Source organism: Paraburkholderia sp. UCT2 (genome assembly GCF_014397665.1).
Lineage (GTDB): Bacteria > Pseudomonadota > Gammaproteobacteria > Burkholderiales > Burkholderiaceae > Paraburkholderia > Paraburkholderia tuberum.
On sequence record NZ_VZQO01000003.1, the window covers coordinates 91,125 to 116,429 of the forward strand.

20 protein-coding genes are annotated in these 25,305 nt (G+C 63.6%); 15 read left to right on the top strand and 5 right to left on the bottom strand.

The annotated features are described in order from the left end of the window. Nucleotides 1–270 precede the first annotated feature (270 nt). The 9 genes from F6X39_RS03645 to F6X39_RS03685 all read left to right on the top strand — a co-directional run bounded on the left by F6X39_RS03645 (nt 271) and on the right by F6X39_RS03685 (nt 10,991). Nucleotides 271–1,473 carry a branched-chain amino acid ABC transporter substrate-binding protein gene (locus F6X39_RS03645; protein ID WP_187615592.1) on the top strand — a complete coding sequence of 401 codons (1,203 nt, stop codon included), beginning with the start codon at nt 271–273 and terminating at the stop codon, nt 1,471–1,473. Nucleotides 1,474–1,498: 25 nt separating this feature from the next. Further along, a complete protein-coding gene (locus F6X39_RS03650) occupies nt 1,499–2,398 on the top strand; it encodes a branched-chain amino acid ABC transporter permease (RefSeq protein ID WP_018422469.1) in 900 nt (299 codons plus the stop codon). A gap of 3 nt (nt 2,399–2,401) precedes the next feature. Continuing rightward, nucleotides 2,402–4,210, top strand: coding sequence for an ABC transporter permease subunit (locus tag F6X39_RS03655; RefSeq protein ID WP_187615593.1), 1,809 nt, complete (start codon nt 2,402–2,404; stop codon nt 4,208–4,210). Continuing rightward, the gene (locus tag F6X39_RS03660; protein ID WP_187615594.1) at nt 4,198–4,929 is read left to right on the top strand and encodes an ABC transporter ATP-binding protein; all 732 of its coding nucleotides are present in this window, start codon (nt 4,198–4,200) and stop codon (nt 4,927–4,929) included. The genes F6X39_RS03655 and F6X39_RS03660 overlap by 13 nt, the downstream gene beginning before the upstream one ends. A gap of 168 nt (nt 4,930–5,097) precedes the next feature. Continuing rightward, nucleotides 5,098–5,943 carry an urea carboxylase-associated family protein gene (locus F6X39_RS03665; RefSeq protein ID WP_187615595.1) on the top strand — a complete coding sequence of 282 codons (846 nt, stop codon included), beginning with the start codon at nt 5,098–5,100 and terminating at the stop codon, nt 5,941–5,943. A 106-nt stretch (nt 5,944–6,049) separates the two neighbouring features. Then, nucleotides 6,050–7,294 (top strand): D-amino acid dehydrogenase, encoded by a 1,245-nt coding sequence (locus tag F6X39_RS03670; RefSeq protein ID WP_187615596.1) that lies wholly within the window; start codon nt 6,050–6,052, stop codon nt 7,292–7,294. 546 nt (nt 7,295–7,840) lie between these two features. Further along, nucleotides 7,841–9,367: a glycosyltransferase family 39 protein gene (locus tag F6X39_RS03675; RefSeq protein ID WP_187615597.1), complete on the top strand. Its 1,527-nt coding sequence runs from the start codon at nt 7,841–7,843 to the stop codon at nt 9,365–9,367. Nucleotides 9,368–9,550: 183 nt separating this feature from the next. Then, nucleotides 9,551–9,907, top strand: coding sequence for an STAS/SEC14 domain-containing protein (locus F6X39_RS03680; protein ID WP_184024102.1), 357 nt, complete (start codon nt 9,551–9,553; stop codon nt 9,905–9,907). A gap of 181 nt (nt 9,908–10,088) precedes the next feature. Then, nucleotides 10,089–10,991, top strand: coding sequence for an NAD-dependent epimerase/dehydratase family protein (locus F6X39_RS03685; RefSeq protein ID WP_187615598.1), 903 nt, complete (start codon nt 10,089–10,091; stop codon nt 10,989–10,991). A 174-nt stretch (nt 10,992–11,165) separates the two neighbouring features. Here F6X39_RS03685 and flgM read toward each other — a convergent pair whose 3' ends face one another. Beyond that, nucleotides 11,166–11,477 carry a flagellar biosynthesis anti-sigma factor FlgM gene (flgM, locus tag F6X39_RS03690; protein WP_187615599.1) on the bottom strand — a complete coding sequence of 104 codons (312 nt, stop codon included), beginning with the start codon at nt 11,475–11,477 and terminating at the stop codon, nt 11,166–11,168. Nucleotides 11,478–12,338: 861 nt separating this feature from the next. Here flgM and F6X39_RS03695 point away from each other — a divergent pair. Together F6X39_RS03695 and F6X39_RS03700 are read left to right on the top strand one after the other, a co-directional pair. Then, nucleotides 12,339–12,806 carry a CBS domain-containing protein gene (locus tag F6X39_RS03695; protein ID WP_184068525.1) on the top strand — a complete coding sequence of 156 codons (468 nt, stop codon included), beginning with the start codon at nt 12,339–12,341 and terminating at the stop codon, nt 12,804–12,806. Nucleotides 12,807–12,837: 31 nt separating this feature from the next. After that, nucleotides 12,838–14,853 carry an acyl CoA:acetate/3-ketoacid CoA transferase gene (locus tag F6X39_RS03700; RefSeq protein ID WP_187615600.1) on the top strand — a complete coding sequence of 672 codons (2,016 nt, stop codon included), beginning with the start codon at nt 12,838–12,840 and terminating at the stop codon, nt 14,851–14,853. A gap of 72 nt (nt 14,854–14,925) precedes the next feature. On the opposite strand, the gene F6X39_RS03705 is transcribed toward F6X39_RS03700, so the two are convergent. After that, a complete protein-coding gene (locus F6X39_RS03705; RefSeq protein WP_187615601.1) occupies nt 14,926–17,256 on the bottom strand; it encodes a filamentous hemagglutinin N-terminal domain-containing protein in 2,331 nt (776 codons plus the stop codon). A gap of 563 nt (nt 17,257–17,819) precedes the next feature. On the opposite strand from F6X39_RS03705, the gene F6X39_RS03710 reads away from it, so the two are divergent. After that, nucleotides 17,820–19,043 carry a YeeE/YedE family protein gene (locus F6X39_RS03710; RefSeq protein WP_187615602.1) on the top strand — a complete coding sequence of 408 codons (1,224 nt, stop codon included), beginning with the start codon at nt 17,820–17,822 and terminating at the stop codon, nt 19,041–19,043. Nucleotides 19,044–19,061: 18 nt separating this feature from the next. Here the strand turns inward: F6X39_RS03710 and F6X39_RS03715 are convergent, their stop codons facing one another. Continuing rightward, the gene (locus F6X39_RS03715; protein WP_187615603.1) at nt 19,062–19,757 is read right to left on the bottom strand and encodes a DUF4410 domain-containing protein; all 696 of its coding nucleotides are present in this window, start codon (nt 19,755–19,757) and stop codon (nt 19,062–19,064) included. Nucleotides 19,758–20,038: 281 nt separating this feature from the next. Here F6X39_RS03715 and F6X39_RS03720 point away from each other — a divergent pair, with 281 nt between their 5' ends. Then, nucleotides 20,039–21,691 (top strand): FAD-dependent oxidoreductase, encoded by a 1,653-nt coding sequence (locus F6X39_RS03720; protein ID WP_187615604.1) that lies wholly within the window; start codon nt 20,039–20,041, stop codon nt 21,689–21,691. Between the two features lie 42 nt (nt 21,692–21,733). On the opposite strand, the gene F6X39_RS03725 is transcribed toward F6X39_RS03720, so the two are convergent. Then, entirely contained in the window at nt 21,734–22,636 is a 903-nt protein-coding gene (locus tag F6X39_RS03725) for an ATP adenylyltransferase family protein (protein ID WP_187615605.1), read from the bottom strand. A gap of 51 nt (nt 22,637–22,687) precedes the next feature. Next, nucleotides 22,688–23,173, bottom strand: coding sequence for an adenosine-specific kinase (locus F6X39_RS03730; protein WP_187615606.1), 486 nt, complete (start codon nt 23,171–23,173; stop codon nt 22,688–22,690). A 414-nt stretch (nt 23,174–23,587) separates the two neighbouring features. Here F6X39_RS03730 and F6X39_RS03735 point away from each other — a divergent pair, with 414 nt between their 5' ends. Beyond that, nucleotides 23,588–24,895 (top strand): tryptophan leader peptide, encoded by a 1,308-nt coding sequence (locus tag F6X39_RS03735; protein ID WP_187615607.1) that lies wholly within the window; start codon nt 23,588–23,590, stop codon nt 24,893–24,895. 67 nt (nt 24,896–24,962) lie between these two features. Further along, entirely contained in the window at nt 24,963–25,292 is a 330-nt protein-coding gene (locus F6X39_RS03740) for a hypothetical protein (protein ID WP_187615608.1), read from the top strand. The last annotated feature ends 13 nt before the right edge of the window (nt 25,293–25,305 follow it).

Sequence of the window (25,305 nt, forward strand, 5' to 3'; positions counted from 1 at the left end):
TCTGTCGTCACTGCCTCTTAAAGGTAGAGGATTGCCGGCGCCTTTGTGTAATGGTTTATACGCAAATACCCTATACCGTCCCAACGCACACCGGCTTCTATCATGAAAGAAGCGCTTTAGTGTCAGCGCTCCGGTGAAACCAGCAGTCACGCCGTTGACCTGGTGGGTATGAATCACACGCAATCGCCCCATTTCCGTCCGCTTTCCGATGTCACCGGTATACCCGTGTGGCGGATCGTCCGATCCCTCTCACAATAAGGAGTCTCTAACATGTTTGCTCAGACGATTGGCTGGTCCGGTGCAAAGCGGGGCTCGCGGCAAACGGCCTTTGCGGGCATGGCGGCCGCCGTGGCCCTGCTTGTCGGCATGGCTCCCGGTTCGGCGCTAAGCCAGGGCGCCACCATCAAGATCGGCGTGCCCGTTCCGCTGTCGGGCAGCAGTGCCAATGCCGGCACGGATATTGTCAATGGCGCGAAGCTCGCCGCCGCCAGAATCAACGCGGCCGGTGGCGTGCTCGGCAAGCAGATCGAGCTGGTGCCCGAGGACGACGCCTGTGATGCGCAGACCGCGGTGCAGGCGGCACAGAAACTCGTCGATGCGGGCGTTGTCGCGGTAGCGGGCGGCTATTGCTCAAGCGCGGCGCTGCCGGAATCGACAACCTTTCATCGCGCCGGGATTCCCTACGTGCTGGATGCGTCGACGAATCCGCAACTGACCGAGATGGGGTACGACAACGTGTTCCGCACGATCGGCCGTGACGACCAGCAGGGCCCATTCGCGGCAAACTTCATGAAAGACGTTCTGCACGCGAAGCGCGTGGCGGTGATCGACGACAACACGACCTATTCCAAAGGCCTCGCCCAGAACACCGTGCAAGCCCTGAAGAAGGACGGTGTCGATGTCGTGTACGCCAATTCGATCACCCCCGGACAGATGGACTATTCACCGACGCTCACGCGGGTCTCCTCACTGAAGCCTGACGTGATCTACTACACAGGCTATTTCTCCGAAGCCGGCCTGCTGGTCAAGGAGGCGCGGCAACTGGGTCTGAAAATGACCTTCATGGGCGGCGACGCCACCAATGACCCCACCCTGATGAAGACGGCCGGTCCCGCCGCCGACGGCATGATCATCACGACGGCACCGCTCGCGCAGTTCCTGAGCGGCGCGCACGCCTACGTCGATGACTATACGAAGGCTTACGGGCAAGCGCCGGGACCGTACTCGGTCTATGAATACGATGCTGTCGGAGTCACGGCCAAAGCCATCGCGGACGCAAAATCGGCCCAGCCTGCCGCGATCACCGCGGCTCTGCACAAGATCTCGAACTACCCGGGCGCGACCGGAACGATTTCCTTCAATGCGAAGGGGGACCGCAGTAAAGCGGTGTACATCACCATCATCGTGCACAACGACAAGTTCGAGCCCTACCAGCGGCAGGAAGCGAACGGGCATTGGGTGGCGATGAAGTAGGCGTCATTGCGCGCGCCGCCCCGTCATGAGCGACTTCTTCCAGTTCGTCATCGAAGGGCTGACGACCGGCTCGTTCTACGCGCTCGTCGCCCTCGGCTACACGATGGTCTACGGCATCATCCGGCTGATCAACTTCGCTCATGGCGACCTGTTCATGGTCGGCGCGTTCATCGGCTGGACCGGTCTGATGGTTCTTGCGTCCGCGCATCTGCCGCTCGCCCTGGCGCTGCTGATCGCCCTTGTGGCCGCCATGACGGTCACAGGCGCGCTCGGCCTGCTGATCGAGCGGCTCGCGTATCAGCCGTTGCTGCGCGCGCCGCGGCTGTCGATTCTGATTACGGCGCTGGGCGTCTCGCTGGCGCTGCAAAATGGGGTGCTGCTGATCTACGGCGCGGGCTTTCGCACCTATCCGCACGTGCTGAGCCAGGCCGGATTCGAACTCCACGGCGTGCAGATCACCTTCGCGCAGATCGGCATCATCGTGACGAGCCTGGCCCTGATGCTGGCACTGTATTTCTTCGTTCACCACACTTTCCTCGGCACCGCGATGCGCGCGCTGGCAATCGATCAGGACGCCGCGCGTCTGATGGGCATCGACGTCGAACGCCTGATCCAGCTCACCTTTCTGCTCGGGTCGGTGCTGGCCGCCGTGGCGGGCGTCATGGAAGGTCTTTACTACACGCAGATCAATTTCTTCATGGGCTTCGTGCTAGGCCTGCGCGCGTTCACCGCCGCCGTGCTTGGCGGCATCGGCAACATCCCGGGCGCGATGGCGGGCGGCATCCTGATTGGCCTGCTCGAAGCCTTCGGCGCGGGCTATGTCTCTTCGCAATGGACCGACGTGTTCGTCTTCGGCGTGCTGATCGCCGTGCTCGTGATCAAGCCGACCGGGCTGTTCGGCGAACGCGTTGTCGAGAGAATGTAGTCCATGAGCGCCAGTCAGGCTTCCGCGCGTTGGACCAGGCCTCTCGGCGGTGCGCTGCTGGCCGCCGCCGTGGCGCTGCCCGCTGTCGTCAGCAACTATGTCGTCGATGTCGGCCTGACCATCGTCACCTATTCGATCCTGGGTCTTGGGCTGAACATCGTAGTCGGTTATGCCGGATTGCTCGATCTGGGCTACGCGGCCTTCTTCGCGATCGGCGCGTACACGACGGCGTTGCTGGAAACCCTGCTGCACTTCTCGTTCTGGGAGACGCTGCCGTTCAGTCTGGCGTTCGCCGGGGTATCGGGCATCGTCATCGGCTATCCCACCCTGCGCCTGCGCAGCGACTATCTGGCGATCGTCACGCTGGGGTTCGGCGAAATCACGCGTATCGTCGCCACCAACCTCGACATCACGGGCGGCCCGAACGGCATCTTCGGCATCGCGAGCCCGAGCCTGTTCGGTTTCGAGATCAGTTCGCCGCTAGCGCTCTACGAACTGGGCATGGCGTTCCTCGTGCTGGTGCTCGGGTTCGCCATCCGGCTCGGCCAGTCGCGGCTGGGCCGCGCCTGGACCAGCATCCGCGAGGACGAGGCAGCTGCCGAGGCCGTCGGCGTGCCGACGCTGCGCGTCAAGCTGCTCGCCTATGTGATGGGCGCGCTGATCGGCGGGCTGGGCGGCAGCCTGTTCGCCGCCCGCTTCGGCACCATCGATCCGACCGGCTTCACCTATCTGCAGTCCGTCACGATCCTGATTGTCGTCGTGCTCGGCGGCCGGGGCAGCATTCCCGGTGTGCTCCTCGGCGCCATCATCGTCGCCGGCCTGCCGGAGATTCTGCGTTTTCTCAACCTCTGGCGCATCTTCGCTTTCGCGATCGGGCTCGTGATCCTGATGCTGTTAAGGCCGCAGGGGTTGTGGCCAGCGCCGTTGCGCCGCGTCGCGCCGGCGCGCAAGGGCGCTGACGCCGATCGCGTCGCTGTGCCCGATCACGCCGTCACCGATGAGGTCCTGCTGGAGGTGCGCGACATGCAGCGGCGCTTCGGCGGCGTGCTGGCGGTCGGCGGTGTCAGCTTCATGGTGCGAAGCGGCGAGATCGTGAGCCTGATCGGTCCGAACGGCGCCGGCAAGACCACCGTGTTCAACTGCCTGACCGGCGTCATCCGCCCGACTGGCGGCCAGATCGTCTGGTGCGGGGAACGGCTTGCCGGCGGCGCGCCTCATCGCATCGTCCATCAAGGCATGGCGCGCACCTTCCAGGGCATCCGCCTGTTCGGCCACATGACAGCCTTCGAAAACGTCCTGACCGGCATGGACCATCGGCTTCGGACACCGCTCGCAGCCGAGCTTCTGGCGTTGCCGTCCGCGCGCGCCGAGGCGGCGGACCATTCCACCGAAGGCCTGCGCTGGCTCGCCTTCGTCGGTCTTGCCGGCAGGGCGGGCGAGCGCGCCGCCGATCTGCCCTACGGCGACCAACGCAGGCTGGAGATCGCCCGTGCGCTCGCCAGCAGCCCTCGCCTGCTGCTGCTCGATGAGCCGGCTGCAGGCATGAACCCGACCGAGAAACGCGCGCTGATGGAACTGATCCGGCGGATCCGGGATCATGGCGTGACGGTGCTGCTGATCGAGCACGACATGATGCTGGTGATGGGCGTGTCGGACCGGATCATCGTGATGGACCACGGCGTCATCATCGCCGAGGGCCAGCCCGCCGCGATCCAGGCGGACCCGCGGGTGATCGATGCCTATCTCGGCACAGCCGGAAAGGACGAGGCGAGCGACGATACTGCCGGGGAGAAATCGCTGTGGGACTCCTAGAAATCCGCGATCTGCGTGTGAGCTATGGGACTGTCGAAGTGCTGCACGGCATCTCGCTGGACGTCGCGGAGGGCGAGATCGTCGCGTTGCTCGGCAGCAACGGCGCGGGAAAAACGACCACGCTGCGGGCGATTTCCGGATTGATCCGGCCGCGCGCGGGCGACATTGCGATGGCTGGCCAGCGCCTGACGGGCTTGCGCGCACACCAGATCGTGGCGCTGGGTCTCGGTCATGTGCCAGAGGGGCGGCGCATTTTCGGGGCGCTGACGGTGGAGGAAAATCTGCATCTCGGCGGCTATCTGATCCGGCGCGACAGTGCGGCATTGCAACAGCGAAGGGATCAGCTCTATGCGGCTTTCCCCCGGCTCGGCGAGCGACGCAGCCAGCTGGCTGGCACGCTCAGCGGCGGCGAACAGCAGATGCTGGCGATTGCCCGAGCCCTGATGCTGCGCCCGCGTATCGTGGTGCTGGACGAACCGTCGATGGGACTCGCGCCGAAGCTGGTCCGCGCGATCTTCGGCATGATCGCCGACATCTGCCGCGAAGGCACCTCGATTCTCCTCGTCGAGCAGAACGCCCGCCAGGCGCTGCGGATCGCTCATCGGGCTTACGTGCTGGAAAGCGGGCACATTGCGCTCGCGGGGTCCGCCCGCGAGCTGGCTCAGGATAGCCGGGTCCGCGCTGCCTATCTGGGCGGCAGTGCCAGTTCGGCAGAGTAACCCGCCAACCGGGCAATCGACCTTGGCTGAAACGGGTCAGACGTCATGGAGGCAAAACATGTCAGAGATCGATAAGGAAAAGGTCGTTGCAGTGTTGCGTCGCCCGAGCGATGACGACGCCGCCTCGTCGCGGCACGGCGCCGGCCTGAGTTCGACGGAGCATGCATCATGCTGAATCATCCTGCTGCCTATCAGTCCACCAAAGGCTCAGCGCTCGACGTCGACAAGACGTTCTATCAGCGCATCGCCTCACAGCACGACACCCGCACGCTGGTCGAATCGATCGTCGTGCCGATCCGCTCGGGGCAAGCGTGGACCGTGCCGGCCGGCCACGTGTTTCGCATTGTCACGATCGAAGGCCCGCAGGTTGCCGACCTGAACATGTGGAACCGGCACAACCCGCGCGAGCGCATGTGGGCGTCGCGCACGCGCCAGTTGCAGCAGGCGCACGTGAGCACGTTCGACCGTCTGTGGTCGACGCTGCCATTCCTGCGTCCGATGGTGACCATCACGGATGACAGTCTCGCAGGCTACGGTGTCGACGAGCACGGCGGCCGTGTCCACGATCTGCTCGGCACGCGCTGCGACCCCTACGTGAACCGCATGCTGACCGGCGAGGATTTTCATTTTCACTGCCACTCCAACCTGACGCGCGCCATCGCCCCGTATGGATTGACTGAGTACGACGTCCACGACGTGCTCAACGTGTTCCAGTGCACCGGCCTGAATCTCGAAGACAAATACTTCATGAAGGCGTGTCCGGCAAAGAAAGGCGATTACCTCGAATTCTTCGCGGAGATCGACTTGCTGTGCGCGCTGTCGACCTGTCCGGGCGGCGATCTGTCAGTGCCGATGTGGGGACCCGACGCGCGCGATCCGCTGGAAGTGTGCCGGCCGCTTGGCGTCGAGGTCTGGCAACTCGCGCCACGGATGCTGGATGGGTGGACGCCGCCGGCTGTGGCTGCCTACAAAGGGCAGCACGGAATGGTGCTGAATCAGCCGCAATGGAAGTGAGACTGCTGCCTCCTGTCCAGCAGGAATCGAGGGTGGCGCAGCACAAAAGCCGGAGCAAGACCGCGCCGCCGTGAATGCCGCCGGCCCCCTTGTATCTGAGGACATCATGAAAGTTGTCGTGCTCGGTGGCGGGGTAGTCGGTGTGACAACCGCGTACCAGTTGCAGAAGGATGGCCATGAGGTCGTGATCGTCGAGCGGCAGCCTTTGGTCGCATCGGAAACCAGTTGGGGTAACGCGGGCATGATCGCGCCCGGGCATTCCTTTGTCTGGTCCTCGCCCAAAGCGCCGATGATTCTGCTCAAATCGCTGGTGCTGAAAGATCAGGCGTTGCGCTTCAAGTTCTCGGCGGATCCCAGGCTTTACAGCTGGTCGTGGCGTTTCCTGATGGAATGCACATCAGAGAAGGCACGCCGCAATACCCTGCTCAAGCATCGGCTTGCCGCGTACTCGCAACGCGTGCTACAGAATGTGATCGCTGAGGACGCCATTGAATACGATCGAAATGACCGCGGAATTCTGTATTTTCATCGGACTCAGGAAGCGCAGGATCGCGGAATCGAACACATGAAGCTGCTGGAATCCGATGGGCAAGTCATCAGGGTTCTCAGCCGCGATCAGGTCGTCGCACTCGACCCGTCGCTGGCTTCGGCAAAAGACAGGATAGCGGGTGCCATTTACTGCCCGACCGATGAGACCGGAGACCCTGCGAAGTTCACCCGCGCCCTTGCGGAAAAGATTGTCGCGCGTGGCGGTACGCTTCTGACGGACACCACCATCGACGGCTTCGAAACCGCTGGGCAGGACGTGGTGGGCATAAGAACGAGTCGCGGCCTTGTAAAAGCCGACGCGTACGTGCTCGCCCTTGGCCCCTATAGTCCGGTTCTTGCCCGACAGATCGGCATCGATCTTCCGATCTATCCGATCAAGGGATACTCCCTCACGATTCCGATCGATGGCCGGCCCATGCCACCCTCCGTTGCAGTGGTCGACGAGCACAACCTGGTCGCAATCTCGCGCTTCGGAGACCGGATCCGGGTCACCGCAACGGCGGAGTTTGCCGGCTACGACACGAGCCATAAGCCTTCTGATTTTGCGTTTATGAAGAGCGTGACACAAGAACTCTACCCGGCCGGCGCCAACTACGATCGCGCCGAAATGTGGGCCGGTCTCAGGCCGATGACGCCGACGAACCTGCCGTTTCTTGGGCGCAGGAAGTATCGCAATCTTTATCTGAATACCGGTCACGGTCATATCGGCTGGACCATGTCGCACGGATCGGCTCGAATCACGGCTGACCTGATCGCGGGACGAACCCCGGCGATTCCGATGGTGGGGCTGCTTTGCGACTGATGGCGACGCGTTTTGCAGCCAAAACATGGGGCCCCTGCCGAACGATGCCAGCAAACTATTGCATCGACCGGTCGAATCCGCCGCGCATGACCCGTCGGTACACGTCGCGCTCAAAGAATTGCGACTTCGAGACGCGCTATCGCGCGTCGGTCGCGCCGTCACACTAGGTCTCGACTTTTGCATCTTAGCCGAGCGCGATAGCGGCCTGTCACGCGCAGTTTTTCGCCATCAGATCCACTGGAACGCTGGCGACGGTTGCGCGGCTCGTGTCGGGGTTGCTACGATCCACGCCCAGCTCAGAGCTTCCTCAAGCGCATCTGCAATTGCGGCCGAGTTGAGCGCCGCGTCAAGAGAATCGAATCTTCGGCTTGACCACACGGGTCAATTGTCGCCGCGAACGTCCTTCATCAAAGCCTTTTTAATTTGATCGGGCGCCATGGGTTGCCGGGCAGTCTGTCAGGATCGCACCCTCCCTACTTAAGCTCATATTACAATGCCGGGCCAAAAACGCTGCCCGGTAGGGCGGCACTCAGACCAAAAGGTTCAATGTCGACCCAGCTTTCGAATCCCACGTCGCTCGCCTCAGCCTCCGAAAAACCTGCCGCCGCGCGCATCGCATCACTCGGCTGGCTGCTCCCCTTCCACGCGCTGGTCTGGACGCTGGCCGCCTGGCTCGCGCGCGGCAATCTCGACATCCAGGGCGACATGGTCGAGACCTATGTCTGGGGCATCGAGTGGCAGGCCGGTTACGCGAAGCACCCGCCGCTTTCGTCGTGGGTCGCAGCGGCCTGGTTCAGCGTGTTCCCGCACACCGATCTCGCGTATTTCGCGCTGTCGGCGGTGAACGTGCTGGTCGGCCTGGCCGGGATCGTCGCGCTCGCCGGGCGCTTCGTGCCGCGCCCGATCGCGATCATCGCCGGGCTTGCGATGGCGGTCTCGCCGCTTTACTCGAATCTCGCCATCAAATTCAATCCGAACTCGATCCTGCTGTCGGTCTGGCCGTGGACCGCCTACTTTTTCGTCCGCTACGTGCAGCCGGGCAGCCGCCTCGCGCGCAGCGGCGCGGCGCTCGGTCTCGGGGCGTGCGCGGCGCTTGCCGTGCTGGGCAAGTACTTCTCGATCGTGCTGCTGCTCGGGCTGTTGCTGGCATTGCTCGCGCGTCCCGCATGGCGTGCGCGCCTCGTCAGCGTCGAATCGCTGCTCGCGGTGGCGGCGGGAGTCGCCGTGCTGGCCCCGCACGTGCACTGGATGATGGTTAATCATTTCCCGACGCTCGAGTATGCCGCGCAACGCACCGGCGGCACGCTTCTCGCCGCGGTCGGGCGCTTTGGCATCTACACGCTCGCGCAGATCGGCTATCTCGCGCTCAGTTTCGTTTTCGTGCTGTTGATGGTGCGCACGCGCGGGGCTGCGCGGCTCATGGCGCTGAGCGTCGTTCGGAGCGCGTCGTACCCGGATCTCTGGTGGCTCGCGCTGGGGCCACTGTTCGCGGTGGGCCTGCTGTCCGTGATCGGCAAGACGCAGATGGCCTCGGTCTGGGGCATGGCGCAGTGGTTCGCAATGGTGCCGCTCTGGCTTGCCGTGCTCGTGCAAGCCCGCTTCGAGTTCGCGCCGCAGCGTGCCATACGCGTCATGGCGGTGTACTGGGCGCTGGTGCTCGCGGTATCGGCAGTGGTCGGCTACACAGGGGCGCGGCGCAATTCCGACGACGCGGCCGAGCCGCGCGCGGAACTCGCGGCAGCCGCGCAGGCCGTGTGGCACGAACGCACCAGCCAGCCGCTGTCGATCGTGGCGGGCTCGACGCATGAGGCCGCTTCGATGGTGTTCTATGACGGCGGCCGCGCCCGCTTCTGGGATCTCGACTGGCCGGCGGCAACGCCCTGGCTCACATCCGCCGATTTCGCGCGCCAGGGCTCGCTGATTGTGTGCCGTGGCGACGACTCGGGCTGCATCGCGACGGCATCGTCGCTAAGCCATGCAGCGCCGATTGCGCTCGAGGTGAGCAAGACCGCATGGGGACGGGAGTTGCCCGCGCGTCCCTACCAACTGTTCGTGATCGTGCCGCAGTCGTGAGCCACGCGCCCATCATGCCGTACCGCGGCCGGCCGGTGGCGCCGATGGCCTCGACTGCCTCTCAGGGGAAGATCGGCTTGTAACCTAACCGAGCGCGTGGAAAGAGGTACCATGAGTACGCCGTCGAACGCCAGGCTCATCCTTGCCTGAGCGTGTAACGTCTCTCTGGCTAGAGGTCCTGCCATGATCCTGTATCACACCGTCCCCGATTCGTCGGTCATCGAAATATCCGTCGAAGGCAAAATCACCGACCACGAACTGCGCGAAGCCATCGAGCGCATGCGTGGTGATCTTGAACTGAACGGTAAGACCCGCGTGCTCGAACGCATCGAGCATTTCAGCGGCATCGAGCCGAAGGCGCTATGGACCGACCTGACGCTCGGCGTCTCCGTCGCCCGCAAGGTCACGCGCGCCGCGGTGGTGGCCGACGCGGGCTGGATTCGCGCCTCGATGCATTTGGCCCGGTTCTTCACGAAGGCTGAAATCAAGGCGTTCCACGTCAACGAGCTGGAACAGGCGCGAGCCTGGATCAACGCCTGAACGTCGTCTCCAGCCGGCCGCATCGGGCGGAGGCCGGCCAGTTGGAGCCGCACGACTCAACATCAGAACTGTTACTGCCGAATCAAGGACGCGGAGCGCAACGATCCTATGATGGAATGAGGCCGCGCGACACGCGCGGAAAAGCGCTAAAACATGTAGGAAAACAGGAGAAGAGGAGCACATGACGAAGCGAGTGATCGTGACCGGCGGCAGCGGCCTGGCCGGAAAATGGGTGGTCCAGAACCTGGTCGAGCACGGCTACGAGGTGATGAATCTTGATCGCGTGCCGATGGCGGCGCGCACGGCGCGCACGTTGATTACGGACATCACCGATGCGGGCCAGGTATTCAATGCGCTGGCATCGAGCACCGCGCCGGGAGAATTCGCCGACGACCTCGAACCAAAGCCGATCGACGCGATTGTGCATTTTGCGGCGATCCCTCGCATCATGATCACGCCCGACAACGAGGTCTACCGGATCAACGTGATGGGCACGTACAACATCCTCGACGCAGCGTCGAAGCTTGGCATCCGCAAGGTGATCGTGGCATCGAGCGAAACCACATACGGTATGGTGTTCGCGCACCGGGATCGCAGTCCAGAGTACTTCCCGCTCGACGAGGAATACCCGGTGAACCCGATGGACAGCTACGCGACGTCGAAGGTTATCAACGAAGTGACGGCGAAGGCGTTCCACGCGCGCACCGGCTCTGACATTTACTGCTTTCGTATTGGCAACGTGCTCGAACCCAACGACTACGCGAAATTTCCGGCGTGGCTCAAGGATCCAGCACTGCGCAAGAGGATTGCGTGGAGCTATATCGACGGGCGCGATCTCGCGAGCGCGTGCCGGCTCGCCATCGAAAAGGACGGCCTCGGCTTTCAGGTGATGAACGTCGCGGCCGACGACGTGTCGTCCGACGTACCTACCGCGGAACTGCTCCGACGCTACTACCCCGGCGTGCCGCTCAAAAAGCAACTCGGCGAGTTCGAGACCCTGCTCAGCAACGAGAAGCTCAAGCGCCTTCTTGGGTGGAACCAGCAACACTACTGGCGCGACGAAGCGAAAAAGATCGTCCAGTAAGCATGGCGGGCCGGCCCCCGGCCGGCCAATCACGCCGTGCGAGTCTTCATGGACTGCCTTGCAACGACGCAGACCGGCGCAATGGCGTCGTTCCCGCAGTCGGGTGGTGGGTCTCGGGAAGAATTGTCGAACAAGCCCGCAGCGAAAATTCTCCCTGCTACGTTCGGCCGCCGGTCAGCGAGTAGTCGTTTGCAGCAGGTCGCGCGCGGTGCTTAGCATGCCGTCGGCGATCTTTCCGGAATCGATCTTGTAGCTGCCGTCACGCAGGGCGGCCTTGATCGACTCGACCTTCGCCGTGTCGCTATCCGAATCGCTGGACGTGTGCATCGCGGACACTGACGAGAGATTAACCGTCGAATTCTGCGCGCAGGCAGCGCTGACTTGGTGCGCGGACTCGACGGCATCCTTCGCATCGCTGTTGATCATTGCGCGTTGCGGACCGTTCTGCGAAGCCGCGAGCGGATAATCGCTGGATTCAATCTTCATGGTGTGTGTTCCCCACTGGTTGAGTCCTTTAACGGTTCAGCGTTTGAAATCTTCACCCTGCCGTGGGAAGCGGAACCGTATCCACGTTTCGCCGTGAGCCGCTAAGCCTTGCCGGGCGGGCACTCTAGCCGCCTGCAGCAAATTGCAACAAAGTGTGAGCAATACCACACAACGGCTATAAGCTGATCGAAGCGTCGACCCGCTCCGAATCAAAGGCGCAGGTATGCTTGAGAACACGACGCCGCACCCCATTTTGCTTGCTGTGAACAAACGTACCCGCCGCCCCTTGCAGCCTCGATGGCCCTTTCCGCCAAGTCGCGATGTCGCTGGTCGCGCCTTTGGCGATCTCGTCGCGCTTCAATATTGCGGCGCGGACGTGTGGCTCTGGCGATGCCGATGCGGCGGCCATGTGACTTCCGCCCTGAAGACGGTAGAGAGCGGTGCAGTGCGTGATTGCGGCTGCCGTGAGCAGCGTCGCGTGTGGCGGTCGCGACCGGGCTCACCTGCGCTGAAGAGCGGCGAGGTTTTCGGCCAGCTGACGACCGAGCGGTACGCTGGCGATGGATTGTGGGTTTGCCGGTGCGACTGCGGTGGTGAGGCGACAGTTAGCGCCGGACGGTTGCGAATGGGCAAGGCGCGCTCGTGCGGCAGGTGCCTCGTCGCTTCGACTCACCGAGTGGCGTAGCGCGGGAACGGAAAATGTTCGTTCGACTCAGGTCAAGCGATCTACACTGCAATTCAACGAATAAGAAAAGATCGCCAGCCTTGGCTGGGTCTGGACGATCGTATTCGGATTTCGCTTTGATTTCGCTTTCATCAAGCGTGGTCCGTACATGCTCCCCTTTCTGTCTGGAGGCGGTCATGAAAAAGGAGAGGAAGACAGCACGGCAAATTCTGTCCGGGAACCCTCGGGAGGTTATCTCAGTGGGCCCCGACGACACGGTGCTGAACGCGTTGCAGTTGATGGCCGACAAGGACGTGACGACGGTGCTGGTGCTGCAGGCCAGCAATCTGGTTGGCGTGCTGTCTCAGCGCGACTACGCCCGCAAGGTCGAGGTGCTTGGCCGCAACGCCGCGAACACCAGGGTTGGCGACATCATGACCACCCAGGTGCTTTATGTGACGCCCGAGCATACCTGCGATCAATGCCTCGCGTCGATGCATACCCGGCGGATCCGGCACCTGCCTGTGATCGAATCCGGGCGCGTCATCGGCGTGCTTTCCGACAGTGACGTGCTGGAGGAACTCCTGCAGGAGGACGAGCATTTCATCAGGATTCTCGAGGACGACATGCTCCATCTGACCATTGATACCGGTGGCGCCTATTAGCCAGTCGCGCTCGAATCAGGCGAGGTGAAACGTGAGCACGCAATCAACCGCGGGGGCGCTTTCACCGGCCATCCTTTCCCGCTCGTCCGGCAAAGTGGCGTCGGCGCGCGATGCCGTGCGCCTGATCCGCGACGGCGATACGGTCGCGACGGGTGGCTTCGTCGGCATCGGCTTCGCCGAAGACATCGCCATTGCCATCGAGGAACTCTGTACGGCGCATGACGAGGATACGTTAGTCACCCTCCCAAAGCCCGCCAACCTCACGCTAGTCTATGCGGCCGGCCAGGGAGACGGCAAGGAACGCGGACTGAACCACCTGGCGACGCCGGGACTCGTCAAGCGCGTCATCGGCGGACACTGGGGCCTCGTGCCGAAGCTACAGCAGCTTGCGGTGGATAACCAGATCGAGGCGTATAACCTGCCGCAGGGCGTGATCAGCCACCTGTTTCGCGACATTGCGGCCGGAAAGCCAGGCCATCTCTCCCGGGTCGGCCTCGGCACCTTCGTCGATCCGCGCTTCGGTGGTGGCAAACTGAACGAGCGCACCACCGAGAATCTGGTCGAGTTGATGCGGATAGGCGACGAGGAATATCTGTTCTACAAGGCCTTCCCGATCAACGTCGCGATCGTGCGCGGCACCACTGCCGATCCGGAAGGCAATGTGACGATGGAGCGCGAAGCCCTGACACTGGAGGCTCTCGCGATCGCCATGGCCGCGCACAACTGCCGCGGCCTCGTGATCGTCCAGGTGGAGCGCATCGCCGAAAGCGGCTCGCTCAATCCGCGACAGGTCAAGATCCCCGGCGTGCTGGTCGATTGCGTCGTGCTGGCGCCGCCCGAGAACCACCAGCAGACCTTTGCCACACCATACAGTCCGGCGTACGCCGGCGAAATCCGGGTCCCCGCGAGCAGTGTGGCGCCGATGCCGATGAGTGAGCGCAAGGTGGTCGCGCGACGCGCGGCAATGGAACTCCAGCCAAACAGCGTGGTGAATCTCGGGATCGGCATGCCCGAAGGCATCGCCAGCGTCGCCAACGAGGAAAGGATCCTCGACCTGATGACGCTGACCACCGAGCCCGGCGTCATCGGCGGCATTCCTGCGGGAGGCTTGAACTTCGGCGCGGCGACCAATGCGCAGGCGATCATCGATCAGCCCGCCCAGTTCGATTTCTATGACGGCGGCGGGCTCGACGTCGCCTTTCTTGGCCTCGCCCAGGCCGATCGCATGGGAAACCTCAATGTGTCGAGATTCGGGCCGCGCCTGCCCGGCGCCGGAGGCTTCATCAACATTAGCCAGAATGCCAGGAAAGTCGTGTTCGTCGGCACTTTCATGGCGGGCCACAGCCAGATTTCGGTCGTCGACGGCAAGCTGCGGATCCACCGTGACGGCACGGCCAGGAAATTTATCGAGGAAGTCGAGCATCGCACGTTCTCTGGCCCGTATGCAGCGGCAATGGGCAAGCCGGTCCTCTACATCACCGAGCGTTGCGTGTTCGAGCTGGGCGCCGAGGGCATGGAACTCATCGAGATTGCACCGGGCGTCGATCTGGAGCGCGATATTCTGGCCAGGATGGACTTCGCACCGATCCTGCGTTCGCCGACGCAGATGGACGAGCGGATTTTCCTGCCTGAACCGATGGGCCTGCGCTCGAATGTTTTGCGACTGCCGCTGGAAGCGCGCTTCATCTACGACGACGACAAGAACATCATGTTTCTCAATTTCGCGCGCCTCGAGGTGAAGCGTCCCGACGACATCGCGGCGATCCGGACTCAGGTATGGCGCGTCTGCGAACCACTGGACCACAAGGTTTATGCAGTGGTGAACTACGAGGGTTTCGTGTTGGACCCCGCGCTGGAGGACGCGTACGTCGAAATGGTCGAGGATATGGTGCAGCGCTACTATCTCGGCGTAACGCGCTTCACTACCAGCGCTTTCATGCGCGCCAAGCTGGGTGGCGCCCTTACGCGGCGCGGGCTGTCACCTTATGTCTATGAGACGGAGGCGGAAGCGCAGGCCTACCTGCGCGAACAGTCGTCAAACCGCTGAATCCGGCTTGCATCGTGATCGCGGCACCGAAGGCCGAGTGCGCCCGCGCCGGGTTCTGTCGGACCCTCGATGTCAGTGCCCTGCCAGCCAGCGCAACTGAGGCCCCGGATATCCCGCGACCCACGTGCCGTTCGCGCTGAAATCCCACGTCGGACCGAAGCTCGCCGGCTCGAGCAACTGGGTGTCCGTGAGTCCGCTCGAACTGGCCGCCGCCGTGCCCGAACCGACACCCGCCGCCGCCCCCGACGATTGGCTGTTCCAGAACACGTTCGCCGCGATCCGGCCGCTGTTCGTGCCCGCGATACCGCCCTCCGTCGAGTTCGCGCCCGCCGTGAGTCTGGACGCGGCATACGACTCGCGGATGAAGCCCGTATTGATGCCGACAAGTCCGCCGACAGTCGCGCCGCCGTTCAGGAATTCGTAGGCATACGATCGGCCGATGACGCCATGGTTCGTGCCGACGAGTCCGCCGACCGTGCTTTGCGCACCGGCTGTTGCGCGGCCGATCGCGAAAGACTGATCGATGCGACCGTCGTTCAGGCCGATGAGCCCACCGATCTGGCCCGCGCCGTTGATGTTCACGCCCGCCCACGAGCGCTCGATGCGCCCAAAGTTCTCGCCGACCAGACCGCCGGCCACTGTGCTCGTGTTGCCCGGGGCACCGATGGCGCCCGTTGCGCCGACGTTCACCATGTATCCGTAGTTGATGCCGGCCAGCAAGCCGACCGTTTCTCCCGAGGACGTCGCGGTGCCGTCCGCGAGCGTGAAATTGCGCACGACGCCGCTCTTGCCGATCACGCCGAAGAGTCCGGTATCGGCCGCGCTTGAGAGACGCAGATCCGCGGGGAGATGCCCCATGCCGTCGAACTGACCGGTGAACGGATTCGCGGCGGTGCCGATGCCTCCGAACTCCGGCGCACCCGCGAATTCCAGCCCCCTACTGCCCAACGCATAGTTGCCGGAGAGGTTGTTATTCACCGCGCCCAGGTCCGTCATGGAGTTGACGAGCTGATAGGCCGTGAACTGCGTGACGAGCCCAGTAAACGGCGCGGGGTGCCACGATACGTTGGTGTACACGGTGCCGGGCGTGTAGCTGCCGTTCATGTCGTACAGGCCGCTGACGATGCCCATGCTGCGCGACCAGTCGATCGTGCCCTGGTTGGTCAGACTGCCGCCGTTGTCGAAACCATAGGTGTCGGCGGACAGCGTGAGCGAGCCTGTGCCCCTATTGGCGATGGTCGCCTGCGGTGCGATCGTCAGCGAGTGCGCCGCGTCGAGCGTCAGGGAGGAGGCTCCGTGCCAGCGCACGCTCGCTTCGATCGCGATGTCTCCCTCGCCGGTCGCCCCGAGCTTGCCGTCCGTGCCGTTCGCGAGCACGGAGATGGACGCGCCGTTGCTCAGACTTGCGCCGAGCGTATTGGCGGTGGGGACGTCCGCGGTGAAGTCCCCCGTGGTGATGTTCCATGCTTTCGCCCGCACATCCGCTCCGCCGACCTTGACGTCCTTGCCGGACATGTCGAGCGTGCCGCCGCTGCCGTCCGCGTTACGCGCGCTGATTTGCGCCCCGCGCGCATCGACGTTGCCGGAGTTGACGACGACCCCGTTGACGGTGGTGTTCGCGACGAGCCAGACGTGGCCGTCGCGCGTCGCGGTGCCGGTGGCGCGCAGGGCGCCCGAATGACCCGCGAGCGCGAAGATATTGCCGTCGGCCGCCTGCACGTTGATGATCGCCGCCCGTACCGTGCCTGAGTTCGTCACCGTGCCGCCGCTTCCCACCTCCACGAAGACTTGTTGAAAGTTGCCGTCGAAGAGCCGGACCTGACGGCCTGCGACGAGTTCGGCATTGCCGTTCGGCGCATCGATCGTTCCTGCGTTCGTGACCTTGCTGGCCGATATCAGGAACACGTCCCCACCCGACGAACTGATCTTGCCGAGATTGACTACATCCGTCGTGGAGCTGCCTGTGTAAGCCGACCCACCGAACGCGGGCGGATTGAGAAAGACGTCGTTGGGGACGTCAAGCGTCGACGCGACGAAACGCCCTCCCGTCGACACCACGCCGCCTGGCCCGATGAGCACGCCATGCGGATTGACGAGGTAGATGCTGCCGGTGCCCTTCAGCGTGCCGTAGATCGCCGACACATCGTTACCCGTCACGCGATTGAGTGTCGCGCCCGTGCCGTTGTTGATCGACACCGTGCGGGACGATCCGATCGAAAAACTGTTCCATTCGATGATGCCGCGCGAGCCCGCTTGCGTGATGCTCATGCCGGCATCGTTCTGAGTGATGCTTCCCGAGCCGGCGACGAAATGCCCGCCTTGCGGCAGGGTACCGGCCGCGTACGCGACGTGCGTCGTGGAAAGTCCGGTCAGCGAAATGGCGATGGCAAATGAAATTCGCACGCTTGCATGACGGCGTTGCGATGGACGTTGCCGCAGCAGAGATGGCCTTCGAGTGCTCATACATCCCCCTTCCACGCTCGCGCGAAACGGCTGCCAACGACCCGTGGAGCCGACCGGAAACGCGTGAGTCGCCGCGTATGAAGATTAGCAGTTCGCCTCGTCGCCACTTAACGACCTAACGACCGTGGCTGATTTGGTCGATATTTCGGCCCGAAACGTTGTTGCGCGACCGGGACGGGATTACCGTCGCCTTCCATCTTGATAACGATTTCAATGCAAGTTTGAAATACCTTTATTACGGGAGGTTATTAAGTCACTGGTTTCAAGCGCGATCGACCACCGTCAAGCCCCCGTGCGGCGGGCCTTGCAGCCTGGCGGCACCGTGCGCGCCCGGAGTTGCCATCGAGCAGCGCGAACCTTGCTGGGCAACAGCCGCAACGCGACATTTCGGTATACTCGCGAGCTTTCCCAAAAACGATTATTCGCGGCCCTCCGCCCGAGCAGCGACCGCCGTTTCATAGGCGTGCCGCCCTCGCGCGGCAAGCGCGCCCGCCCCGCTCATCATGTCCGATCTCTCCACGCCGTTCAGCGCGCCCCGCCGTCTCGTCAACATCAATCCGAAGCCGCTCGCCGTCGCGCTCGCGCTGGTCGTGCTCGGCGCGATCTATCTCGCGCAGACCGTCAGCGTGAAACAGGCCGCGCTGTACGTCCTCGGCGCGCTGCTCGGCGTCACGCTCTATCACGCCGCGTTCGGCTTCACGTCCGCATGGCGCGTGTTCATCGCCGACGGCCGCGGCGCCGGCCTGCGCGCGCAGATGCTGATGCTCGCGATCGGCGTGCTGCTGTTCTTCCCCGCGCTTTCCGCCGGCACGCTATTCGGTCATCCGGTCGTCGGCGAAGTGTCGCCCGTCGGCACGTCGGTCCTGATCGGCGCGTTCATGTTCGGCATCGGCATGCAGCTCGGCGGCGGCTGCGCCTCCGGCACGCTGTATACGGTCGGCGGCGGCAGCACACGGATGGTGGTCACGCTGATCGCGTTCATCATCGGCTCGGTGATCGGCACCGCGCACATGCCGTTCTGGTCCGCGCTGCCGCATCTGCCGCCGATCTCGCTCGTGCAGACGCTCGGCGTCGGCCCGGCGATCGCGCTGAACCTCGTGGTGTTCGCTGCCATCGCCGCGCTGAGCGTGCTGATCGAAAAGCGCCGTCACGGCCGTCTCGTCAGCGGCGTGGATCGCGCCCCGAACGAATCGCCGTGGCTGCATGGCCCGTGGCCGCTCCTCACCGGCGGCGTCGTGCTCGCGATCCTCAATTTCGCGACGCTCGCGCTGTCGGGCCATCCGTGGGGCATCACGTCGGCGTTCGCGCTGTGGGGCGCGAAGGCGTTCTCCGCGATGGGCGTCGACGTCGCGAGCTGGCATGTGTGGAGCACCGGTCCGAACGCGGCCGCCCTTGCCGCACCGATCAGCCACGACGTGAAGTCGGTCATGGACATCGGCATTGTGATCGGCGCGATGGTTGCCGCTTCGCTGGCCGGCCGCTATGCGCCGGTGTGGCGTCTGCCGCTGCGCTCGCTGATCGCGGCAATCATCGGCGGACTGATTCTCGGCTACGGCGCGCGCCTCGCGTACGGCTGCAATATCGGCGCGTACTTCAGCGGCATCGTGTCGGGCAGCCTGCACGGCTGGCTGTGGCTCGTCTCGGCATTTTTCGGCAACGTGGTTGGCACGAAGCTGCGTCCGGTGTTCGGCCTCGCGGTCGAGCGCGTCAAGCGGACGGGCTGCTGAGCGGGCGGCTTCGGCCGCCTATCGGGCGGGGGCCTCCCTTGCACCCGTCTGAAGCCGTCGCGCGAGTTCGTCAGCGATCTGCTCCGCGCTTTTCCTGACCGCCGTCTTTTCATCGCGGCCGGACAGAACGACCTTCGCGGCGATCACGTACGGGTTGAGCTTGATCACGGCGCCCGGCATATCCCTGCTCGCCCCCTCTTCAACAGTTTCATAGAGCGGCGGTAACTCCGGCGTAGCCAGGTTATCGCAGGAAACCGCGACCTGAAACTGGCTTTGGCCCGCGCCCATACCCACCATCGCGCGACGCAGCCGATTACCCTCATCGACACTGAGAAAAACGCCGCGCACCTGCCAGCCGCCGTGGGGCAGCGGTTCACCCGGCGTGACGCGGCGCGCGTCTACTCCGGCCTTCTTCAGATCGTCCGTCAGAGATTGCGCCATCAGCGCAACCATGTCTCGCGCACGCGCCTGCGGATCCTGCTGCTGACGCAGCGGGCCCTCAGGCACCAGATTACCCAGGATGCCTCGCGCGCGGTGGCCTGGCCCGCTGTCAGGGGCGATGTTCGCGGCGTCGAGATCGAAATCGGAGACATAGACGACCGGCGGCGCGACAGCAGCCGCGAGCGCTGCCGACGAATCCGCGGCCAGACATCCTTGCGCGCTGGCATACACGTACGTCGCCAGGCATACCATTCGCACCCATCGCAACACCATTGCGCACCTCCACGCTGATCGACTGGTACTGGTTGCATGGCAGCGACGAAATACGGCATTCATATCGCGGCCGTTCATCCAGCTTAGGTCTTTCAGAAGCGCACCCATGGCTCGATCGTCTGCTTCGCGATCTGAAAATCCTATACTGGGTCGGTGCGGTTGCTGACTTCGCGCTTTGCCTGCGCATCCGTTTGCACGAGTCCAATCGTCCGACATGACGCCTCTGAAACCCGGTGGACCGCGCGTTGCGTCATCTGCCTGACAGAACGGATAACCAAGCCATGCTGACGATCGACGACATCCGCGCCGTGCCGCTGTTCTCGACCCTCCCCGACAGCGAACTCGAAATCCTCGTGCACGCGTGCGCCGACCTGCATCTATGCGCGGGCGAGTTCGCGGTCCATGAAGGCGGCGAGCGCGCGTTATACGCCGTGCTGTCGGGCAAGATGGAAGTCATCAAGACGTTCGACGGCATCGAGCGAACCTTGGGCTGGCGTCTGCCCGGCACGATCTTCGGCGAAGTGCCGCTCGCGCTGAGCTCACCGTTTCCGGGCGCGTATCGAGCGGCCGAGCCTTCGCGCGTGATGCGGGTCGACGCGCCGCAATACTATGCGCTCGCGGCGGCGTCGCCCGACGTGGCGTTCAAGATGGGCGCGCTCGCGCGCGAACGCATCGGCGGGCTGCAAAGCCTTTCCGCCGAGCCGCCGAAGGCGCGTGTGACGATCGTCGGCAACCGTTGGGATAATGCGTGCACGCTGCTGCGTCAGTTCCTCGCGCGCAATCAGATCAGCGTCGACTGGCTGGCGCCGGATGCGCCCGAATTGCCGGCGCGCTGGCCTGGCACGTCTCCGACGGAAGGCGAGTGCCCCGCGTTGCGCCTCGTCGACGGCACGGTGCTGAGGCGGCCCGCGACCCGCGAGCTTGCGGGACTGCTCGGCCTCCAGACGCAGCCGCGTTTGGCCGGATACGACACGGCGATCATCGGCGGCGGTCCCGCGGGGCTGGCTGCCGCGGTATACGGCGCGTCGGAAGGTCTGCGCACGCTGGTGCTGGAGCGCGAGGCGCCGGGCGGACAGGCGGGCACGTCCTCGCGCATCGAAAATTATCTCGGCTTTCCCAATGGTGTTTCCGGCGACGAACTAGCGAGCCGCGCGCTGCAACAGGCACGGCGGCTCGGCGCGGAGATCCTCGTGACGCGCTCGGTCGAGCGCATCGATGTGCAGGCGCGGCGGATTCATCTCGACGGCGGCGACGCCGTGCACGCTCAAACCATCATTCTCGCGACGGGCGTCACGTGGCGGCGGCTCGCGATCGACGGCTTCGACCGCTTTATCGGCAAGGGGATTTACTACGGCGCGGCGCGCAGCGAAGCGAGCGCGACGCACGGCCTCGATGTCCATCTGATCGGCGGCGGCAATTCGGCCGGCCAGGCGGCGTTGTACTTCGCCAATCATGCGCGCAGCGTGACGCTCGTCGTGCGCGGCGATTCGCTCGAAAAGGGCATGTCGCGCTATCTCGTCGAACAGCTAGCAGGCAAATCGAATGTCGCGGTGCGGCTGCGCTCGGAAGTCGTCGGCGCGCATGGCGATACGCATCTGACGGCCATCACCGTTCGCGATTCGACGAGCGACGCAGTGAGCCGACACGACTGCGGCGGGCTGTTCGTCTTCATCGGAGCGGATGCGCAGACGGAGTGGCTGCCGCCCGAAATCGCGCGCGATGTGCGCGGCTACGTTCTGACCGGCGATGACGTCGTCAAGGCCGGACGCTGGTCGCATCAGCGCGATCCTTACCTGCTCGAATCGAGCGTGGCTGGCGTGTTCGCGTGCGGAGACGTGAGACTGAGCCCTGTGAAGCGCGTCGCTTCGGCCGTCGGCGAGGGCAGCATGGCGATTGCTTTCGCGCACAGGTATTTGCAGTCGGACGGAGCTTGAGTTCGTCGCGTGAGTCTGCTGCGCGATCGGGTTGCGCGGCCGCTATGTATTCGCAGGCAGCGCGACGCGTTCCAATACCGTCATCGGGCCGAGCCTTTCGATCACATCCAGTTGAGCCGCATCGCGCACGAACAGCGAACCCGCAAAGCCGAGCGCGTTGACCGACACGCCTTCGACTCGCTCTTGCGATCTCGGCACGAGCAACATCCAGCGCCGCGTGACCAGCAGGTTGTAGGGCGTCGCATGACAGCAGGCACGGTCGATTTCGAGCGCGCCGATATCCGCCGCGTCGAGCAGCGTGCGATAGCGGGAAAGCGCCAGCTTCGGCGCATCCGCGCGAGCCAGATCATCGGCGTGAAAGCGTGCGAACGCATGCCGAAACGGCAGATCCGGCATGCCGTTCTCCGCACCGAGCAAGGGCTCGACAGGCACGGACGGATCGGCTTCCCCGAGCGGCAGCGGCACGATCTGCAGGTGCTTGTGCGGCTGGCTCGCGCCCGCCTGCGTGCCGGCGTTGTAAAAGCCGATGCCGTCGAATTCGGCCATGCACGCGAGCAGCGCTTCGAAATCGGCAAGATCGAGCAGCGCTTCCTGCGGTTCGAATTCGCGCGTGACGATCAGCAGATGATGATCGATCACGTTGAACTTGTTCAGCAACGCGAGGTGAGTATCGGAGATGTCGGCGACGAACAGATCCGGCTCATAGGGAAGAAATGGGTTCGCCTGAGGGTGCTTTGCCGTCTGCAGCTTTCGCGCTTGCTCGCGTTGCTGTTCCTTGCGCGTCAGGCTCGACACCTGACGCACGAGAAAGCGGATGCCGCCGCTGTCGATCACGGACTGTTGCGTGTCGATCGGTCGCAGCGCGCGGCAGCGCAGCGCATGTCCGGTCTGTCGCACAATGGCGGGCCACAGCGTGCCCGGAATCAGGCGTCGTTGTCGTTCCATAGGATGTCGGCAGGCGTGGCGGCGCGCGTGAAGCGGGTGAAAGCGCAGCCACTACAGCTTGTAGCCTATCGCGCGCAAAAGATCCTTGCGCCATTGAATGTCTTCCGCGCTTTCCGTGCCGACAGGCGAAAAACCATCGACCACGCCGACGATGCCTCGCCCCTGATCTGTTTCAGCGATCAGCACTTCGACGGGATTCGCCGTTGCGCAGAAGATGCGGCAGACTTCCGGCACGGCCTTGATCGTGTTCAGCACGTTGACGGGGAAAAAGCCGTCGCCCAGAAACACGAAGAAGCTATGGCCCGCGCCGACGTTGGTTGCGTTCTGGCATGCCATCTCGACGAGGCTTTCGTCCGTGCCGGAGCGCCGCACGAGGCGCTTGCCGGAAGCCTCGCAAAACGCGAGACCGAACTTGATGCCGGGCACCGTGCCGACCATCGCTTCGTGAATATCCTCGACAGATTTGATGAAGTGGCTTTGCCCGAGAATGAAGTTGGTCGCTTCGGGCTTGACGACCTTGACGGCGGACAATTGCATGGTGGACCTCGCTCCATTGCGGCAACACGCCGATGAAAACACGTCGAACACGGGCCAACGCGACCGTGGATGGTTCGCGCGCCAGCCGGTCTTCGTCGATCCGGCTTCTAGCCTAGTACTAACCGCGCGTGAGCGAAACCTCGACCGACCACGAGCCGCGGGATTCGAACGCGCCCGGACACCGCTACCGGGTCGCGCCAGTCCAGGATCGAGCAGGCAGAGAAAGCCTGACTTATGGCGGCACTGATCGACCAAAAGCCGATTCCTCCTCATAGCGTTTTGACCCGCTTTAAACCCCCATCGCACCGCGGCAACCTTTCCGGGTCAACAAGGTCAACCGCCGGTTTACGCCCCCGACCGAGTGTGCAAGTATCTTCACCAAGCCGCATCCCGCACACTCTTGCGAGGTTCACGATGGCCTGGAAACTTTGGAAGACCGAGAAGCGGTACGACGAGACGCGAAGCTGGCCGAGCGGCACGCATGAGTCGTTGAAGCAGCTTCTGGATATGTACCTGGGCAGCGACTCGCCACCGTTTGCGAACTGGGCCGCGCCTGGAATTACTTTTGCGCCCGAAGTCGAAACGCTCGCGCGAAACGGAGTCCGGGGGTATCAGCTTGCCATCTGGTTGTGGCTTTTCGCCGAGAAGCACGGCACGATCGCGGCAAAAATGGTGCGTGAGTCTTTGTGCCTGCTCGCCGACGCGATGCAACCGTCGTCCGGCGACAAGATCGACTCGCTCCTCGACCTCGAAAACCGCCTCGCGCATTCTGTCGAGGACTTTTCCGCTCAACAGCGCACCTTCCGACTGGAGGGTCTGTCCGTCGAGCTACCCATGGAGTTTTTCCTCGCTACTGCCTTCCTCCGGCTCGCACCGGACTCGCCTTATGCCGGGAACGAAGGCACCGACCTGCAAGGCAACGACTTCAAACTGGCCGACTGTTTTCAGCATGCAACCGAAGAGGGGCTGGCGGTATTCCGGCCCATGATAGACGCGGTCGACTTCGACGCGAAATCGCTGCCCAACTGGAGATGGAGCGCTGATCCCGGCGCCGCCGAGCGACACCTGCAACGCCGCCACAAGAATCCCCTTTTCGCTCTTCATCGCCAGATGGTGACGGCTCACGAGGTCTATGAGGCGCGGCTTGCCGACGCTCGGGCCATCGAGGACATCAGGACCGAGCTCAATGAGACTAGCCGGTCGTTCTCCGAGACGACCGAATTGCCCTTGAACTGGCAGCCCTTCCTCGAAGGATACCGGGACCACGTCGACAGGCTCGACGAACGCCGGCTCGTCGTTGGCGGACAGAGCACGTCGCTCGGCAATGCAATTGCAGCGTTGCGCGCCGACATACTTGCGACCTGGCGCGCTTCGATTCACAAGAACCGGCACAGTCTCGCGACTCTGGAGCAGGAAGAAGCGAAACGGGCTGAGCGACGGACGCTGCTGTATGGATGCGAGTGGACGGCCCAGCTTTTGAGCCACGGATCGCTGATTCCGCCGGAAGAGGTGGTTCCCGCCCTGCTAAGCGAGCCCCCCTCCGAGCTGGAAAAGGTGGTGACCGGTCTGCGGGGCGAACCGCGACTGCATGAGACGCTTGCGCAGTGTTGTGCAACTGCGCATCGGCTTGTCAACGAGCTTCGCGCGGCTGGCCATCAGCTTCCCGACATCGACGACAAGCTTCGCATTCTGGATGGTGCGCCCGGCCAGTTGCCGGTCTGATCGTCCTCCCGGTGTGCCATGTCGTGTTACCTATCTGGATGCCACGCCCGACCCACAAAGGCCACTTATGAACTCTTCCTCTCGCGACCCGCTCGATGTAGCGACCGAGGCGGTATCTACGCTTTCAGAGTACCTGGAGCTTTCGCTAGACAAAGGAAAGAGCCTGATTTTTGTGCTCTCTCAAGGCGAAAATTGCGAAGTCTACCTTGGTGATCCTGGCGAGCCAGACGCGGACTGGATAAGCTGCGCGGCCATTCCGAACAAGCTGGTCCACGCGCTTCTGGAGACCACGCGGTCAGGATTCAACCAATTGGTCATTGAAGGACAGGCCTACCGCTTCGCTCGGACCTTCGCGCAAGTTGCCGAGCAGGGCGCTGTCGTCTTCACACCTGCGTAGACGTTGTAGCCAA

Bases quoted from the DNA above. Each gene is read 5' to 3' on its own strand.
- F6X39_RS03645 (WP_187615592.1), top strand. From the start codon at position 271: ATGTTTGCTCAGACGATTGGCTGGTCCGGTGCAAAGCGGGGCTCGCGG.
- F6X39_RS03650 (WP_018422469.1), top strand. From the start codon at position 1,499: ATGAGCGACTTCTTCCAGTTCGTCATCGAAGGGCTGACGACCGGCTCG.
- F6X39_RS03655 (WP_187615593.1), top strand. From the start codon at position 2,402: ATGAGCGCCAGTCAGGCTTCCGCGCGTTGGACCAGGCCTCTCGGCGGT.
- F6X39_RS03665 (WP_187615595.1), top strand. From the start codon at position 5,098: ATGCTGAATCATCCTGCTGCCTATCAGTCCACCAAAGGCTCAGCGCTC.
- F6X39_RS03670 (WP_187615596.1), top strand. From the start codon at position 6,050: ATGAAAGTTGTCGTGCTCGGTGGCGGGGTAGTCGGTGTGACAACCGCG.
- F6X39_RS03675 (WP_187615597.1), top strand. From the start codon at position 7,841: ATGTCGACCCAGCTTTCGAATCCCACGTCGCTCGCCTCAGCCTCCGAA.
- F6X39_RS03680 (WP_184024102.1), top strand. From the start codon at position 9,551: ATGATCCTGTATCACACCGTCCCCGATTCGTCGGTCATCGAAATATCC.
- F6X39_RS03685 (WP_187615598.1), top strand. From the start codon at position 10,089: ATGACGAAGCGAGTGATCGTGACCGGCGGCAGCGGCCTGGCCGGAAAA.
- flgM (WP_187615599.1), bottom strand. From the start codon at position 11,477: ATGAAGATTGAATCCAGCGATTATCCGCTCGCGGCTTCGCAGAACGGT.
- F6X39_RS03695 (WP_184068525.1), top strand. From the start codon at position 12,339: ATGAAAAAGGAGAGGAAGACAGCACGGCAAATTCTGTCCGGGAACCCT.
- F6X39_RS03710 (WP_187615602.1), top strand. From the start codon at position 17,820: ATGTCCGATCTCTCCACGCCGTTCAGCGCGCCCCGCCGTCTCGTCAAC.
- F6X39_RS03715 (WP_187615603.1), bottom strand. From the start codon at position 19,757: ATGGTGTTGCGATGGGTGCGAATGGTATGCCTGGCGACGTACGTGTAT.
- F6X39_RS03720 (WP_187615604.1), top strand. From the start codon at position 20,039: ATGCTGACGATCGACGACATCCGCGCCGTGCCGCTGTTCTCGACCCTC.
- F6X39_RS03725 (WP_187615605.1), bottom strand. From the start codon at position 22,636: ATGGAACGACAACGACGCCTGATTCCGGGCACGCTGTGGCCCGCCATT.
- F6X39_RS03730 (WP_187615606.1), bottom strand. From the start codon at position 23,173: ATGCAATTGTCCGCCGTCAAGGTCGTCAAGCCCGAAGCGACCAACTTC.
- F6X39_RS03735 (WP_187615607.1), top strand. From the start codon at position 23,588: ATGGCCTGGAAACTTTGGAAGACCGAGAAGCGGTACGACGAGACGCGA.
- F6X39_RS03740 (WP_187615608.1), top strand. From the start codon at position 24,963: ATGAACTCTTCCTCTCGCGACCCGCTCGATGTAGCGACCGAGGCGGTA.